Origin of the sequence: Bifidobacterium criceti (assembly GCF_002286935.1) — a bacterium.
Lineage (GTDB): Bacteria > Actinomycetota > Actinomycetes > Actinomycetales > Bifidobacteriaceae > Bifidobacterium > Bifidobacterium criceti.
In genome coordinates this window covers 68,573-86,155 of sequence record NZ_MVOH01000005.1, presented here as the reverse complement: position 1 = coordinate 86,155, position 17,583 = coordinate 68,573, and the positions used below count along the sequence as shown (strand labels likewise).

6 protein-coding genes are annotated in these 17,583 nt (G+C 60.8%); all 6 read right to left on the bottom strand.

What is annotated here, in order from left to right; genetic code table 11:
- Positions 1-19: 19 nt before the first annotated feature.
- The 6 genes from B1526_RS01725 to thrB all read right to left on the bottom strand — a co-directional run bounded on the left by B1526_RS01725 (position 20) and on the right by thrB (position 17,425).
- On the bottom strand, positions 20-2,611 hold the full coding sequence (locus tag B1526_RS01725) for an Ig-like domain-containing protein (RefSeq protein WP_162287917.1): 2,592 nt from the start codon (positions 2,609-2,611) through the stop codon (positions 20-22).
- Between the two features lie 438 nt (positions 2,612-3,049).
- The gene (locus B1526_RS01720) at positions 3,050-7,891 is read right to left on the bottom strand and encodes an Ig-like domain-containing protein (protein WP_095614406.1); all 4,842 of its coding nucleotides are present in this window, start codon (positions 7,889-7,891) and stop codon (positions 3,050-3,052) included.
- Positions 7,892-8,273: 382 nt separating this feature from the next.
- Entirely contained in the window at positions 8,274-12,413 is a 4,140-nt protein-coding gene (locus B1526_RS01715) for an Ig-like domain-containing protein (protein WP_162287916.1), read from the bottom strand.
- Between the two features lie 501 nt (positions 12,414-12,914).
- A complete protein-coding gene (locus tag B1526_RS01710) occupies positions 12,915-14,753 on the bottom strand; it encodes a DUF4012 domain-containing protein (RefSeq protein WP_095614404.1) in 1,839 nt (612 codons plus the stop codon).
- A 73-nt stretch (positions 14,754-14,826) separates the two neighbouring features.
- Complete coding sequence (locus tag B1526_RS01705; RefSeq protein ID WP_235606982.1) at positions 14,827-16,311, bottom strand: polysaccharide biosynthesis tyrosine autokinase; 1,485 nt, start codon at positions 16,309-16,311, stop codon at positions 14,827-14,829.
- Between the two features lie 127 nt (positions 16,312-16,438).
- A complete protein-coding gene (gene thrB / locus B1526_RS01700) occupies positions 16,439-17,425 on the bottom strand; it encodes a homoserine kinase (RefSeq protein ID WP_095614403.1) in 987 nt (328 codons plus the stop codon).
- Between the last annotated feature and the right edge of the window lie 158 nt (positions 17,426-17,583).

Sequence of the window (17,583 nt, the reverse complement as noted above, 5' to 3'; positions counted from 1 at the left end):
ATCAGCTTATCCGGTGGTTTCAGACGAGTTTGTCGAGGCGGTACAGGAACGCGGCCATCGCATGGCGCTGCATGTCACCATACGCGCCGAACGAACCATCCGCATTGCCCTTCGTGATACCCGCCTTCGCCATCCACAGGATCTCCTCGGCACCGAACATGCCCTCGGACACATCCGAGAACCGCCCGTACTCCGCAGCCGAAGGCCTGTACGAACCCGCACCCTCGACACCCGCCAGACGCGCATAACGCGCCAGGAAGATCGCCATGTCACGACGGTTCAACGTCTTGAGACCCTCATACCGGCCATCCGTGCCATTCGCGATCCCATGCGACGCCATCCACAGGACCTCGACCGCACCGAAATCACCCCTGCGCACATCCGAGAACCGCGCGTAATCCGCATCCGACGGCACATACGACGCCGCATCACCGACACCATGCACCTTCGCCAGACGATACAGGAAGATCGCCATGTCACGACGGTTCAACGAATCCGCATACCCATACGTGCCATCCGAATTACCCATCGTCACACCCTGCGCCGCAAGCCACTCAATCTCATCATGGAACAAGATCCCAGCAGGCACATCCGAGAACCGATCAGCCGACTGACCAGACTTCGTGACGGTGACGATAAGCGACGCCGACTTGCCGGACACGGTCACCGTGATCGCGGCCATGCCCTCCTGCTTCGCGGTGAGCTTGCCGTTGCCGTCAACGGCAACGACCGATGTATCGGACGACGACCAAGCCGCGACGCCCGCGACAGCCGAAGACGGCGTGATGACCGTGTTGAGTTGGACGCTCTTGCCGTTTTCAATCGAGAGCTTGCCGTCCTTGACACCGGTACCGGTGATTGCGACCGATTCGACCGGAACCGTCGCAGGCGTCACCGTGACCTTGACGGTCGCGGACTTGCCGCCCGCAGTCGCCGTGATCGTTGCCGTGCCGGCCTTGACGCCCTTCACGGTGCCCGAAGCGTCCACAGTCGCGACAGACGCATCCGACGAAGCCCATATGACCTTCTTGTCGGTTGCGTTTGCCGGGGTCACAGTTGCCGACAGCTTCTTCGATGCGCCTTCCTTGAGCGTGAAGTCGCCACCGGCGATCGCGACGGATTCGACCGGGACCGTAACGACACACGGGGCGTTCGTGCTCACAGTGCCGTTCTCGACGACGAGCGTCGCGCCTTGGCCGGTGTAGTTCCTATTGCTGTTGTTGTCCCAGGTGTTGTTGCCGTTGTTGAAGACGAACTCGATCGTGGAGTCGGCGGCGTCCGGAACCACATAGGAGACGTAGCCGTTGCACGCGGACTGCGTCATCTTGACGCCCGGAACGGCAGTCCATGCACCGGTGCCGACACGGTAGTGGAAGTAGGTGGAGTCGGCGCCGAACTTGTCGGCCGGATAGTAGACGGTCGTATCGTTGCCGACCGGCACATCCTCTTCGGTGACGGTCGCGGTGACGGTATCCGTCTTGCCTCCGACGGTCACGGTGATGTCGGCGGTGCCCTTCGCGACGCCGGTGACAAGACCATTCGCGTCAACCGAGGCAACGGCGGTGTTCGAGGAGCTCCATGTGAGCGCATCATCGGACGTCACTTCGGTGCCGTCCGCAGCGAGCAGTTTCGCGGTCAGTTGATGGGTCTCCCCAGCCTTGACGGAGAAGTCACCACCATCGATCTTGACCGACTCATATGGTGCCGGCGGGGCTTCCTCGATCGTCACCGTAATCGACGCGCTCTTGCCGCCAGCCGTCGCCGTGATCGTCACGGTGCCGGCCTTGCGCGCCGTGACTTTGCCCGTGTTGTCGACACTCGCGACCATCGGATTGGACGTGCTCCACGTGACCTTCTTGTTCGTCGCGTTCTCCGGGGCGACGGTCGCAGACAGCGTCTTCGTCTCACCGGTCTGCATCGTCACATCGCCACCGTTGATCGACACGGATTCGACGGGGATGTTGACGGGGGCATCGCCGCCGACGGTCACATGGATCGTCTTCTTATGGATGCGGCCATACGAGTAGACGACGAGGTCGGCCGTGCCGTTGTTCACGGCGCGGATGACGCCGTCGGCGCCTCCACGCACGATGCTCGGGTCCATCGACTGCCACACGAGATGCTGATAGGTGGCGTTGTCCGGTGTGAATGTAGCGGTCGTTTCTACAGTGCCGCCCGACGGGATATGCAACGTGTACTCGCCATCAGAGCCCTCAAGGCCATCGGCGGACAGATCGAAGCCGGCAAGGTACTGGTAGGACTTCTTCTCAAGCTGGACCGTCTTTTCCGCGGTCTGGCCCTGATAGGTCGCGGAAATCGTCACCGTGCCGTCCTCATAGGGCGTCATGTCGGCGTCCCACGTGGACGTATTGCCCTGGTCCTGCGGCCAGATGGACTGCATCGCGTTGCGCCACTGCGAGGTCTTCCACGTGATTTCGTCAGTCGCGACGTCGGCCGGGAGGCCGAGCGCCGTGATCTGGAACTTGTCCGAGGTCGGCACCGTGTCCGGCCCGACGAGTGTGAAATCAGCCGCATATGCTGGCGCGGCGAACCCTATGCCTGCGATGAGCGTGACCGTGGCGATAGCACCAGCCGTCACTTTCTTTCTCATACCATGTAACCGATCAAAGATCGACATCGTTCCTCCTAATATCCGAGCGAGAAACCAGCGTCTCCATGACACATGATGCGCCGTAATCTCTCAGTACCCGGCGTGTTTCCTATTGTGCGGTCTGCGCACGGCATTTCATTGACGCGCGCATTCCAAGTGACTTCCCGGCATATCACCGTTCGCTCTCAGACGACCTACGTTCACTGCGAACGTATTCACAAACATCAGTATACATCGCCTTCACAGTATCCACACCAATATGTCCACAGCTACGTACGTTGTCATCCCACAATATGCAATGGGGATATGTGAAACCACTATCCATGCCATCCATCACGGATTGTCCGTTTTACAAAAAACGAGGGAAAGGTGCCAAACCAACACCGTGGTCTGGCACCTTTCCCTCGGTTCGATTGCCGATCAGCTCATCCGGTGGTTTCAGACGAGTTTGTCGAGGCGGTACAGGAACGCGGCCATCGCGTGGCGCTGCATGTCCTGGTACGCGCCGAACGAACCATCCGCATTGCCGTTCGTGATACCCACCTTGGCCATCCACAGGATCTCCTCGGCACCGAACATGCCCTCGGGCACATCCGAGAACCGCTGATACTCCGCAGCCGAAGGCCTGTACGAACCCGCACCCTCGACACCCGCCAGACGCGCATAACGCGCCAGGAAGATCGCCATGTCACGACGGTTCAACGTCTTGAGACCCTCATACCGGCCATCCGTGCCATTCGCGATCCCATGCGACGCCATCCACAGGATCTCCACCGCACCGAAATCACCCCTGCGCACATCCGAGAACCGCACGTAATCCGCATCCGACGGCACATACGACGCCGCATCACCGACACCATGCACCTTCGCCAGACGATACAGGAAGATCGCCATGTCACGACGGTTCAACGAATCCGCATACCCATACGTGCCATCCGAATTACCCATCGTCACACCCTGCGCCGCAAGCCACTCAATCTCATCATGGAACAAGATCCCAGCAGGCACATCCGAGAACCGATCAGACGACTGACCAGACCTCGACACCGTCAGAACAACCGCAGCCGACTTGCCCGAAGCCGTCACCGTGATCGCCGTGACACCCTCCGCCTTCGCCGTCACCCGGCCATTGCCATCCACCGTCGCCACAGCCGTATCAGACGACGACCAATACGCCGCACCAACCGTCGCATTCGCCGGGTTCGCTTTCACCGACAACTGGACGCTCTTGTTCTGCGCAAGCGTCAGCTTGCCGTTCGCGACACCGTTGCCCGAGATCGCGACCGACTGCAGGACGGTGCCGTTCTCCTGGACCGTCACGATGATCGAGCTCGACTTGTTGCCAGCCGTCGCCGTGATGACGGCATTGCCGGCCTTGACGCCATGCACCGCACCGTTGTTGACGGTCGCCACCGCAGCGTTTGACGTGCTCCACGTGACATCACGGTCAGTCGCGTTCGACGGCGACACGGTCGCGGTCAGGTTGAGGCCCGCACCGACATTGATCGTCGCCTTGCCACCCGACACGCCAGTGCCCGAAATCGACACCGACTGCACGGCCACATAATCAGACGCAACCGTCACGTTGACCGTCGACGACTTGCCGCCGGCCATCGCCGTAATCGTCGCCGTACCGGCCTTGACCGCCGTGACCTTGCCCGAAGCGTCCACCGTCGCGACCGAGGTGTTCGACGACTTCCAGGAGACCGCACGATCCGTCGCGTTCGACGGGGCAACCGTCGCCGACAGCTGCCTCGTGGAACCGATCGGCAGTTCGAAGTCACCGCCGGCGATCGACACCGACGACACCGGAACGGTCACCGTGCACGGAGGATTGTCCACCGTGAGCTGACCGCCCTTGACGAGCAGCGACTCACCGGTGCCCTTGTAGTTGGCCTCGCCGTTGTTGTCCCACTGGCCGGAGCCGTTGTTGAACACGAACTCGACCTCGTCCTGATCCGGGTTGTCAACGGTGTACTTGACGTAGCCGTCGCAGGCCGCTTCCATCTTCACACCCGGAGCAGTCGTCCACGTGCCTGCAGCGCCGCCCTTGTTCACGCGGTAATGCAGATAGGTGGAATTCGCACCAAAGCCGGCCGACGGATAGTACACGGTCGTCGTGGGCGGGAGTACGAGTTCACCGGTCACAGTGATCGTAATCGTATCGGTCTTGCCACCGGCCGTCGCCGTGATCTTCACGGTACCGGCCTTGTTCGCCTTGACGTTGCCCTTCGAGTCGACGGTCGCGATCTGTTCATTGGAGGAGCTCCACGTGACCTTCTTGTTCGACGCGTTCGACGGGGCGACCGTCGCGCTCAGCTTCGCCGTGCGCGAGGTGCCGAGGTCGATCGACATCGAGGAGCCTTCGTTGATCGTCACCGATTCGACAGGAATCGTTTCGATGACACCACCGGCGGCGCCGATGCGAGCGAGCGGAGCGGAGTACGAGTCGTCATCGGACTTCTCGTAGGAGTTGTTCTCCTGCGACTGCGTATCCGGGAGATCGGCGTTGTCGTTCGCGGCGAGGTCGTACGGCAGCGAGTCCATGCCCGACAGGCCATAGGTGGCGACAATCTGCACACCGACGCCGGTCTTCTCGACGTCGGCCGCCGTGATGCCAAGCTCTTCGAGCGGAATGGCCAGCTCGCAGATCGAATCCTGGGCGCCCGGGTTGTGCCCCTTGGACTTGAAGTTGACCCAGTTGCCGTTGTCGTTCTTCACATCGCCCGGCACACGCCCATTGCTGGCGCCCCAAGCATTGTCAAGACCCCAGACCTCATTGCTGAGCAGACCCGTTCCGGCCGCATACTGCATCTTGGTCTTCTGCGTACCGACAGCCGGAGCCGCGCCCGGACCATAGATCGCGTTCGCGTTCAGACCGGTCTCATCGCCGCCGTACATCCATGGGCCATTCTCGCCCTTCTTCAAGGCAAGCCCGATGACATTGTTGACATTCTGTTCCCATGAGATGCGCGAATCCCAAATCGTGCCGCCGGTCTGCAGATTGGCGTTCTTGCCGACGCGGTTATCGGAACGTCCGGTGTCAAGCGCAATCCACGCGGCAGGTCCCTTTTCGGTATGGACCGGACGATTGAGCGGGAAGTCGTCACCGGGATCGACGACATCCTGGACGTTGGTCATCTCCCACATCAGATAGAGATTGTCATCGTCATAGGTGCCATAGAGGGCATACAGATCGATGGGCATCTCATACATCGAATTCGGACGGTAGACGCGGGGATCATCATTCGCGGTACCCTGCGCGATGAGCATGGAGCTGTCCCAATCGCTGGCGGAGCCATCGACCGAAATCGTCTTCTTTTTCTTCTGGCCGGCCGTATTCGTCGAATAGTACTTGGCGAGCTGCTGCTGGCTGCGTTCGACCTTCTCATAGGTGTATTCGACTTTGAGGTCCTTGCCGTTCGCACCGGTGCCCTTGCCGGTGAGCGTCAGCGTGATGACATCGCCGACTTCGGCATTGGCGCCGACGGTGATCTTGTCGCCGGAGACGAAGGTGCCGGACTTGCCGTCGGAGGTCGACCACTTGAGGTTCGTCGCGTTCTGCGCGCGCACGGTGACTTCGATGCCAGAACCGGTGAAGGTCGTGTTGATCGGCGCGGCGCTGATCGTCTCGGCATCGATCGTCGTGCCGCCCTTGTTGTTCCAGAACACCGCGACCTTGCCACCCGGAGCGCGGCCGGACGTGATCTTGCCGCCGGAGACGGTGATCTGGCCGCCGTTGACCTGATCCTTGTACTGGCCGTCATCGAGCGTCGTCGAGATGCCGCTGAGGTCCTTGTCTCCACCGGAGTTGACCACGACGGCACCGTTGTTGTCCGGCGAACCGTCATCGATGCCGCGCTCGATCATCAGGCAGGAGTTGTCGCCCTGGCAGTTCTGCATGTTTTCGGGCGAGCCCTCCATCGCATTGCGGAACTTGTTGACCCAGGTGACCTCGGGATGCTTCCACTCGTCATCGCCAGCCATGCCAAGCGTCGTACGCTCGGAGAACTGGTTATTGTTCGTGCCGCCGGAACCGACCGGACGGTTGAAGAACAGCGGCGCGCCGCCGGCGCGGGACGCGATGATCGCCCATCCCTTGCGGATCTTGTCGGCCGAAATGCGCGTCGAGACGCCCACTTTGCCGATTTCCGTATCGACTTCCTTGTTCGCATAGTTGTCATGCGATTCGACCCAGGTGACGAGCTGGTTGTCACGCACGCCGTCACCCTGCAGATTGCGCAGCGACTGGGCGTTCATGCTTCCCGAGTTGATCGCGGCACGTACGGCGCCACCGTACTTCGAACCGGTGTTGCCGCCGCCATTGCTCGAATACTTGTCGAAGAGGGCCGGATACGCCGCGGCGTTCAGGCCGGAATCGCCCTGCAGCACCTCACCGTACTGGTACTGCGCGCCGTTCGACAGGATCGTGTCGAAATACGGCGAATGCGTATCGAACTCATCCGGGAGCTCGATGTGCTTCGCGGCATCGTAGCGGAAGCCGTCCACACCATCATCGACGGCGCGGGCGAGATAATCATGCATTCGGTCCGCAACGCTTTGGCTCTGGGTGTTCAGATCCCACAAGCCGAGCAGATGGCACTGGGTGACCTTCCAACGGTTGCTGTAATCGATGCGGTCGCCGTTGTGGCTGGTGCTTTCCTGCTTGTCGCAGATGCCCCATGCTTGGTGGAAGTTGCCCTCCGAACGCCAATCGGAATCAATGGCGTTCCAATCGGAGCTGAAATGGTTGATGACACCGTCGACGATTACTCGGATGCCGTATTTGTGCGCTTCGGCGGTCATCGCCTTGAGCTCGTCCTCAGTGCCGACGACCTTGTTGCCGATCTTCGTGCCGGTCGGCTGGTAGACGTAATACCAGTTCTCATCGAACTGCATGCCGTTGACCGGCCCCTTGATCTCACTGATCGGCGAGGTCTGGATGGACGTGTAACCCGCGGCGGCGATCTCCGGCATCTTCTGCTTGATCGTGTTGAACGACCACATCCATGCATGCAGGATTGCGCCGTAGCTCATCTCCTGGGCGAGGCCGTACTGCTTGCGCGCCGCTTCGAACGTCGCGTTGCCCAGCGTACGGTCGTAGCTCGTCGTCGGGCCCACATGATCGGCGGCGACCGCCGTGGAAGCCCCCACGACCATGCCGCTTGCAAGCGTCGCCGTGGCCGCAAGGCCGGCGATCGCCTTCATCATGAACCCGCGCCCCGATCGGCGCTTGTCAGAGACGGGAGCGGTCCCGTGCTCTTCAGACAGAGGTGTCATGCCACTGTCTCCTTTTCTTCTCTAGAATAGGTTCTTTCTTTCCTTGTTTTGTCCCACGTCAGCACAGCCATGGGGCGATGCGATACCCGTCGCACCAAGCAAAACAGCCAGTATTCCACCGACGAACAGGTATATGCAGTCAACACAACCATTGTGCAACCGTTCGCATTATGACCAGTATATCCAAATACTTGCACAACATCAACACGAGTGGTTCATTTAGAGAACGTTCGCAGCCAATGTACGGACGATAACCAGACATGACATCCGATTTGGCCATACAAAAGGGGACGGCGTCCGGAACAGATATGTTCCGGACGCCGTCCCCTGAATGGTGTGGGTGTGGGTGTGTTGTCTGGGTCAGACTACACCCTCACATGGTTCAGACGAGTTTGTCGAGGCGGTACAGGAACGCGGCCATCGCATGGCGCTGCATGTCCTGGTACGCGCCGAACGAACCATCCGCATTGCCGTTCGTGATACCAGCCTTGGCCATCCACAGGATCTCCTCGGCACCGAACATGCCCTCGGACACATCCGAGAACCGCCCGTACTCCGCAGCCGAAGGCCTGTACGAACCCGCACCCTCGACACCCGCCAGACGCGCATAGCGCGTCAGGAAGATCGCCATGTCACGACGGTTCAACGTCTTGAGACCCTCATACCGGCCATCCGTGCCGTTCGCGATCCCATGCGACGCCATCCACAGGACCTCGACCGCACCGAAATCACCCTTGCGCACATCCGAGAACCGCGCGTAATCCGCATCCGACGGCACATACGACGCCGCATCACCGACACCATGCACCTTCGCCAGACGATACAGGAAGATCGCCATGTCACGACGGTTCAACGAATCCGCATACCCATACGTGCCATCCGAATTACCCATCGTCACACCCTGCGCCGCAAGCCACTCAATCTCATCATGGAACAAGATCCCAGCAGGCACATCCGAGAACCGATCAGACGACTGACCACTCTTCGTGACGGTCAGCACAACCGACGAATGCTTGTCGCCGACCGTGGCCGTAATGACGGCCATGCCTTCCTGTTTCGCCGTCACTTTGCCATTGCCATCAACAGTCGCGACAGACGTATCGGAGGAATCCCACGACACAGCGCCGATGGTCGCGTTCGACGGCGTGGCCTTGACGGACAGCTGGACGCTCTTGTTCTGAACGAGTGAGAGCTTGTTGTTCGCGACACCGGTACCGGCGATCGCGATCGACTGCAGGACCGGACCGGCTTCCTGGACCGTCACGATGACAGAGCTCGACTTGCCGCCGGCAGTCGCCATGATGACAGCCATGCCTGCCTTGACACCGCGCACAGCACCGGTCGAAGACACGGCCGCGACGGAATCATCGGAGGAGATCCACGTGACGTTCTGATCGGTCGCGTTGCTCGGCAACACGGTCGCGGTCAGGTTCAGGCCCGCACCGACATTGATCGTCGCCTTGCCACTCGACACGCCAGTGCCCGAAATCGACACCGACTGCACCGGAACAACCGGATCCTCGCCCTTGACCGTCACCGTCACCGAAGCGGACTTGCCGCCCGCCGTCGCCGTGACCGTCGCCGAACCAGCCGCAACGGCCGTGACCTTGCCCGAAGCGTCAACAGTCGCGACCGACGTGTTCGACGACTTCCAGCTCACACTGCGATTCGTAGCATTCGACGGCGAGACGGTCGCGGACAGCTGCTTCGAAGCGCCCTCCTTGAGCTCAACATCACCACCGGCAATCGAGACAGACTGGACCGGAACAACCGTCACACACGGGGCGACAGAGCCGATCGTGCCGTTCTCGACGACGATGTTCGCGCCGCTGGCCTTGTAGTTCTTCTCACCGTTGTTGTCCCACTGGCCGGAGCCGTTGTTGAACACGAACTCGACCTCGTCGCCTTCGGTGCCCTCGATCGTGTACTTGACGTAGCCGTCGCAGGCCGCTTCCATCTTGACACCCGGAGCGGTCGTCCAGGTGCCGGCCGCGCCGCCCTTGTTCACACGGTAGTGCAGATAGGTGGAGTTCGCGCCGAACTTGGAGGCCGGATAGTAGACGGTCGTGTCGTGGACGACCGGCGCCTCACCGGTGACGTTGACGGTCACGGTGTCCGACTTGCCTCCGACGGATGCGGTGATCGTCGCAGTGCCCTTGGACAGGCCCTGCACGACGCCGTTCTTGACGGCGGCGACGCGCTCGTTCGACGAAGTCCACTTGACCGGCTTGCCGGCGGCCGCGGCCGGGGCCACGGTGGCGGTCAGCTGGGCGGTGGCGCCGGTGGCGAGATCAAGGTTGATCGTGCCGGCCGGGCTGATCGTGACCGAGTCGACGGTCACGGCGAGGCAGGAGGCCTCTTCCCAGGTACCGCTCGTGATGTTGCCGTCCCAGACGTAGGATCCGTCGATGAGCAGGCCCGCGGCGTCCACATGGTCGTCCGGGTCGGTGACCGCGGAATCGCCGGGGAATTTGTTGCCGGCGATCTCGCCCGCGCCGCCGTTGTTGAAGATGACGCGGATCGGATCGTCACCGGCCTGATCGATGATGTCCTCCGGGATCTCATAGACCTGGTCGGCGGTGCCGTCGCAGGCGCCGGATTCGGCGGTCATCAGCTCGCCCGGCCACGCGGCGTTCTCGATGACGGAACCGGCGGCGGCGTTGTTGTCCACATACACATAGGCGTAGATCTTGTTCCACGCCGCCGGCTTCTTCGCGTAAGCCGTGTAGGAGACGACCGCGTTCGGATCCTTCTTCGTGAAGGTCTCCTGGGCCCGAACGGCGTTGCCGTCCTGATCGGTGCCGGTGAGCGTGACGGTGATCTGCGTGTTCACCGGGCTGTTGGCGCCGATCGTGATCGTCTGGCCGTCGGTGAAGGAGCCGGAGGCGCCTTCGGAGGTGCTGTAGCGCGCGTTGTTGACGTTGCGCGCGTTGAGCGTCACCGTCGTCGTGGCGGTCTTGAAGGTCTTGGAACCCGTGACCGACAGCGAGGCGCGCGGCGTGTTCGACGCGTTGAAGAACACGTGGACCTTGCCGCTCTTGACGGAGCCGGAGGTGATCTTCTTGCCGGAGACGGTGAGCTTGCCGCCGTAGACCTGATCGACGTATTCGCCGTCATCGAGCACCGTGTCCATGCCGGCGAGGTTCTTGTCGCCGTCCATGTTCACGACGGTCACGCCGTCATTGTTGCTGTTGCCGTCGGACTTGTAACGCTCGATCATCAGGCAGTTGTTGCCCTGGCAGTTGCGCAGGTACTCGGCGTTGCCTTCCATCGCGTTGCGGAACTTGTTGACATTGGCAACCTCTGGGTGCTTCCACTCGTTATCGCCTGCATCACCAAGATGGGATTGTTCCGCAAATTGCGCACCATCGCCACCGGATCCAACCGGTCGGTTGAAGAACAGCGGAGCACCGCCTGCACGGGCGCCGACGACACCCCAACCCATACGCATCTGCCATGCGGTCATATCGGCGGATTCACCCGTCTTGATCTTCTGACCATTGCGCCAGATCTCTTTGTCCTTGTTCGCATAGGTATCATGCGACTCAACCCATGTTACGAGTTGGTTTTGGGCCATACCCTGCGATCTCCAATCGCCCAGAGTGCCTGCATTGAGGTTCTTGTCCCAAAGCGCTTGGCGCAGGGTCTTTCCATAATCGGAAGCCGTGTTGCCGCCACCATTCGTGGAATACTTGATGAACAGCTTGGGGTATTCCGCTGCAGGCGTGTTCTCACCCTGCAGGACCTCTCCATACTGGTACTGTGCACCATTCTGCAGGATTGTATCGAAATATGGCGAATGTGTCTGGAATTCGTTCGGAAGCTCGATATGCTTCGCCGCATCATAACGGAAGCCATCCACACCGTCGGCCACGGCCTTTTTCAGGTATGCCTGCATACGGTTGGCGACTTCCTGGTTCTCAGTGTTGAGGTCCCAGAGGCCCAGCAGATGGCAATGCGTCACCTGCCAGCGATTCCAATAATCGATCTTTGTGCCGTTGTCCGCACAACCACCTTGGCTTTTGGAATGGAACAAATCGCTGTTCTTCCAACTGCTTTCGATGCCGTTCCAATCAGCGGTGAAGTGGTTGATGACGCCATCCACAATCACACGGATGCCATATTTATGGGCTTCGGCGGTCATCGCTTTAAGGTCTGCTTCGCTGCCCACGACCGCATTGCCGATGGAAGTACCGGCGGGCTGGTAGACATACCACCAGTTCTCATCGAAATGCGACCCCCTCGGCCCCACGATATTGCTGATTGGGGATGTCTGGATCGATGTATATCCCGCATCGGCAATATCGGCCATATTGTTCTTGATTGTATTGAACGACCACATCCACGCATGCAGAATCGAACCATAGTTCATTTCCTTGGCGAGACCGTTGGCTTCTCGAGCCGCTTCGAAGGTGGGATTACCGAGCGTACGGTCGTAGCTTGTCGTGTCCGCGGCCTCGGCTGAGGAAACGCCTACGACCATGCCACCGAACAAGGTTGCCGCTGCGGCGAGTCCTGCCACAGCCTTCTTGATAAGCCGGCCTCCGAATGGACGACGGCCTTCGCCTGTCCTGGAAGCAGCTCTCTCAGACAGAGGTGTCATGCCACTGTCTCCTTTTCTTCTCTAGAAATAAGGGACTGTTCTTTCCTTATCGCCAACCGTCCACATAGCCGGCCGGCAATGCACATGTTCGCCCGCCATGAACAATATGCATGTTCCGTAAGCGAACAAACACTTCAGTTGACACAATCATTGTGCAACCATTCGCATATTGCTCATTATAGGCATACCCTCCACTAACACCAAACAGAAGGTTCATATACCGCAAACGATGTCATTATATGGACACAGAGTTATACAGACAACGGGCACGTCATAGACCATTGTTCAACGACTTAAGCGATTCATCATTCCCATATGTGTTGTCGCATTCCAACAGGACCCTATACGAAGAGGCGCAGGGCTGCATCCATCACGATGCGGCCCTGCGCCTCTCGCCATCTGCGGCGGAACCCTAGATGGTCATTTGGTGTCGCATTTCGGATCGAGATAGGTGATACCGTCATCGACCCATCCCATTGGGGTCTGGTCGATCGTCAACGGTGCCGTCGCCTTTGGCGAGACACGCACGTCAAAAGTGAACGTCGCAATCTGCCCCGGATTGACTTGCACATACGTTTCATAGGCGTCCACACCGTCAATCGTCGTCTCCTTGACCGCATCGACTTTGCCTCCAAGCTGCATGAGATTGCTGATCGAGCCGCCTTGGGGAGCGTAGAACAGAATCTTCTCCATGGCCTTGCCGGTGTTGTTGCTGTTGTTGCCGGTGATGTACCAAGGCAGCGACTTAGCTTCCTCATCAGTCATCGTGTTGCGGATCGTGAACTCGACATGGTACAGGCCGCCGTCATCGCAATTGACGCGCTGGATCTTCGCCTCACGTTTGATGTACCAGCCCATCTTCGACGGATTCTGCTCGGTCAGGTAGATGCCGACGGACGGGTCCGCCTCGCTGTTCGGCGTCTGCCCGGTGAACCCGGCCGCCTGGATGCCTTGTTCGATGTGCTCATCAAACGCATACATCGTGAAATGGCGGCCTTTCGCCATGATTCCCAGCATCTCGCCCGTTTTGTACAGCTTGCCCATATCCATATGCGAGAACATCGACTTCATCGCCTGGCTGGCCACAACGCCGAACAATGCGTCGGTCTCGTTCTCGGGGTACTTCTGGTACACGGTGTTCATCAGGAACTCCGCGGTGTTCTCACCTGTCAGCACAGTGCCATCGGGCAACGTCACATTGCCGTTGATCGCGATGAGCTGCTGGAGGAAGACCGGGTCGACCATGATCACGCCGTCAAGGGGCGTGTCCTGCCCCCAAGGTGTACGGTTCCAGATGGATTGCATGGCGACAGCTGAATCGGCGGTATTCGGGAAGACCGCCAAATCACGAATATCGAACGACATGTGCAATGGCCCTTCGTCGGTGAACACACGCTTCATGTCGGCGGAATGGTCGCCGATGCCGTACGGCAGATAGTCGCCGTTCGACCGGAAATCACCGACGTGCACGGTGCCGTTCGACGTCTGCAGTTCGCCGACGGAACCGATGAGGCCGCCCGAGGAACGCATTTCGGAGGGCGTCATCGCCATGACGGCGTAGGTGCGCTGCTGCCCATCGCCGAGGATCGTCGGCAGCACACGGAATGCGTTCGCGAGCGCATCCACACGGTCGGCGAGGGATCCGAGCTTCGCCGCGCCTTCGTCGTAGGCGGAGCGGATCATGCCGATCTTCGGCTCGCTGAGCGCGTCATAGTCGCGCACATAGCGCTGGAACGACACGTTCGCCTTGTCGAGCGGCTGCGCCGCCTCGACGATCGGCTGCAGGTTCACGCCGTCACCGTTGGAGATCTGCGCGTCGCCCAACGTCTTCATGATGTCGGCGAATTGCGGCGCCGCGTCACGCACGATGCCATCGACGGTGCTTGTCATGCCTTGGACGGTCGCGATGTCTGAGCCGACGAACGGCATCTTCGCGACGATGTTCCATAATCCCCCGTGTGCGATGTCCGCGGCCTGCCGCGTCTCGTGGGCGATCTGCGGCAGTGAGTCGTTCGCTTTGGCGAGCGCGGAGGCGTCGTCGGACGACAGAGCGGACAGCATCGCAATCGCCTTCGATTCGTGCGCCTGCACCTGCTTCGCCTGTTTGAACAGTTGGAATCCGCAGATGCCGAGTGCCGCGAGGACGAGCACCAGGAACGTGAGGACGCCGACGACCCATGGCCATATGCGCTTGCGCCGGTGGTGGCGGCGATGGTGGCGGCGATGTTCGTGAGGCTGTGGTGCGTTCGTCTGCGTCATGGCGCTCCTTCAGGCATTATGAAAACCGCGGATTCCTTGGGGTCCAGGGAATCCGCGGAAAGCTCGTCGATGGTTACTTGAGTGAGAAGCGGCGCTTCTTGCGATGGTCGGTACTGCGGTTCGAATAATAGTAGTAATAGTTCGTATGTTCAAGCGATTTCTTCGAATCGCGCGCGCAGTTGAAGATGATGCCTGTGGTCGACAGGTCGAGCGTCGCGAGCTCTTCCGAGATGTCACGCAGGTCGCGCTTGAGCGTCTGGTCACGGCGGCACACCATGACGAGCGACCCGCCGCGGCGCACGAAGATGACGGCGTCGTTCGCGACGACCATCGGCGCGGTGTCGACGAGCACATAGTCGTACTGCTCCATCGCGTTGTTGAGCAGTTCGACCATGATCGGCGAGTTGAGGAGCGTCGACGCGTTCGGCGGTTTCGGGCCCGCCGGCATGATATGCAGGTTCGGCTTCCAGTAGCGCTGCACGACATCCTTGACGGACGCCTGCCCGGAAAGCACGTGCGTGAGGCCCGCGGAACCGTCGAGGTCGAGTTTCTTCGCGACCGACGGGTGGCGCAGGTCGGCGTCGATGAGCAGGACCTTCGCGCCGTTCTCGGCGAGCGCGGCGGCGACGTTGACGGACATCGTCGTCTTGCCTTCGCTCGCGCCCGTCGATGTGACGACGATGAGGCGGCAGTTCGTGCCTTCGACCGGTGCCATGAACGTCAGGTTCGTGCGCACACGGCGGAAGTCCTCGGCGACCGGGCTTCCCGGCTCGCTGACGACGGCCGGCTTCGTACCGGCGAGGAGCTCCTCCTCGGGGATGCGTCCGATGATCGGTGCGTCGATGTATTCGCCGATCTCGTCGCCGTCCTGGATGCGTTTCGAGAGCACGTCCTTGAGCAATGCGGCGAACACGCCGAGGATGAGGCCGCCAACGATGCCGACGAGGATGTTGAGTTTCCATTTCGGCGAGCTCGGCGCGCTCGGTGCCGTCGCCGGCTGGACGATCGAGAGTTTGACGGTCGACCGCGAACCGGATGCGTACAGTGTGTTCTCGACGACCGAGCTGAGCGATTTCGCGACGGAGTTCGCGATGTCGGCGGCGCGCGCCGGATCGCCGTCCGTGACGGTGATGTTGACGAACGCGGTGTTCGTCGGGTTCGTGACGCTCACCTGTCCTTTGAGCTGGCCGACGGAGGTGTGCAACCCGAGGTCCTCGATGACGGGCTGCAGGACCGACTGCGTCGTCGTGAGCGCCGGATACGACTTGATCTGGCTCATGATGTACGAGCTGCCGTTGTTCTGCTCGGACGAGTTCGCGGAGCCTTCGGACGAATCGTTGTACGTCGCGAACAGCTGCGCGGTCGTCGAGTATTTCACCGGCGACATCATCGTCAACCCGATTGCCGCGCCAAGCACGACGGCGAAGGTGATGATGATCGTGATGACATGCTTGCGCATGATGCCGAACAGGCCGGAAAGCGTCATGCCGTCGTTGTCCGGTTGCGCGCCGGCGGCCGAGGCGCCGGAGGCCTGCTGCTCCATTGTGTTGTCAACCATCGAGGTTCGTTTCCCATCTGCCAAGTGGTGAGACCGTACCGTGCCAAACGCCCTTCACAGCATGGAACGCGCGTCGGTCTGTCTCATGAAATGAGCGGTTCCATCGTATCCGTCGCACTCGACTCGCCTACAGCCGTGCGACCTGCACACCAAGCGTGTCGACGTTGAGATGCAGCACGCGCCAATGGCCGGACGCGAGCTCGTCGGCCGCGACGGTGTCGATCGCGTCGTCGGCGTCGCCCGCATGCAATACGAGGACGCATGGGCCGGCACCGGAGACCATCGCGGCGAAGCCATGGGCGCGCATCTTCGCGATGAGGTCGGCGGAGGGCGGCATGAGCGGGCAACGGTACTGCTGGTGCAGTTTGTCCTCGGTCGCTTCGAGGAGCAATGCGTTGACGTCATGTGCGCCGGTTATCGCGGCCGGATTCATCGCGCCGATGAGCAGCGCCGCGCGCGACACATTGAACACGGCGTCCTGGAACGGCACGAGCGGCGGCAGTGCGGCGCGCGCCTTGCTCGTCGACAGTTCGAAATCGGGGATGAACACCGACGCCGTGATGCGTTCGTCGACGATGTAGTTGACGGTGCGGTAACCGGTGTTGATGACGGTGCCGTCGGCGAGTGTCTCATGGTGGCCCTCATCGGTCCACGAGACGGTCATGCCACCGTAGACGGCGGGCGCGACGTTGTCCGGATGGCCTTCGATCTCGGCGGCGAGCGAGAAGATCACATCGCGGTCGAGCTCGCCGTCATGGCTGAACGCGTACGCGGCGGATATGCCGGCGACGATCGCCTCGGCCGAGGAACCCATGCCGCGCGCCTGCGGGATGTTGTTGTGCGCTTCGAGGATGAAACCGGTCTTGCTCAGACCGAACCGCGAGCATGCGCGGCGGAACGTCGAGACGACGAGATGCGATTCGTCACGGGGAAGCGTGTCCGCTCCCTCACCGTCGATGATCACCTGGGCCGCCATGTTGAGCGGATCGGAACTCAATGTGAATTCCAGTTCGTCATGATAGTCCAGCGCGAGTCCCACGGTGTCGAAACCGGAGCCCAGATTCGCGCTCGTCGCAGGCACACGCACGTGCACCTTACGCGTTACCGGATCCATCGGATTGTCCTTACCTTGCTTCGTCTCTTCGGATCCCCGCCATGGGCGGCGGGGACGGCGCCGTATGCGCGCGACGGCGCAGACGGCATACAACGGTTCATGATACAGCGAAGGCTGGCCGCGTTCGTGACGCGGCCAGCCTTCGCCGGTACTGCTTA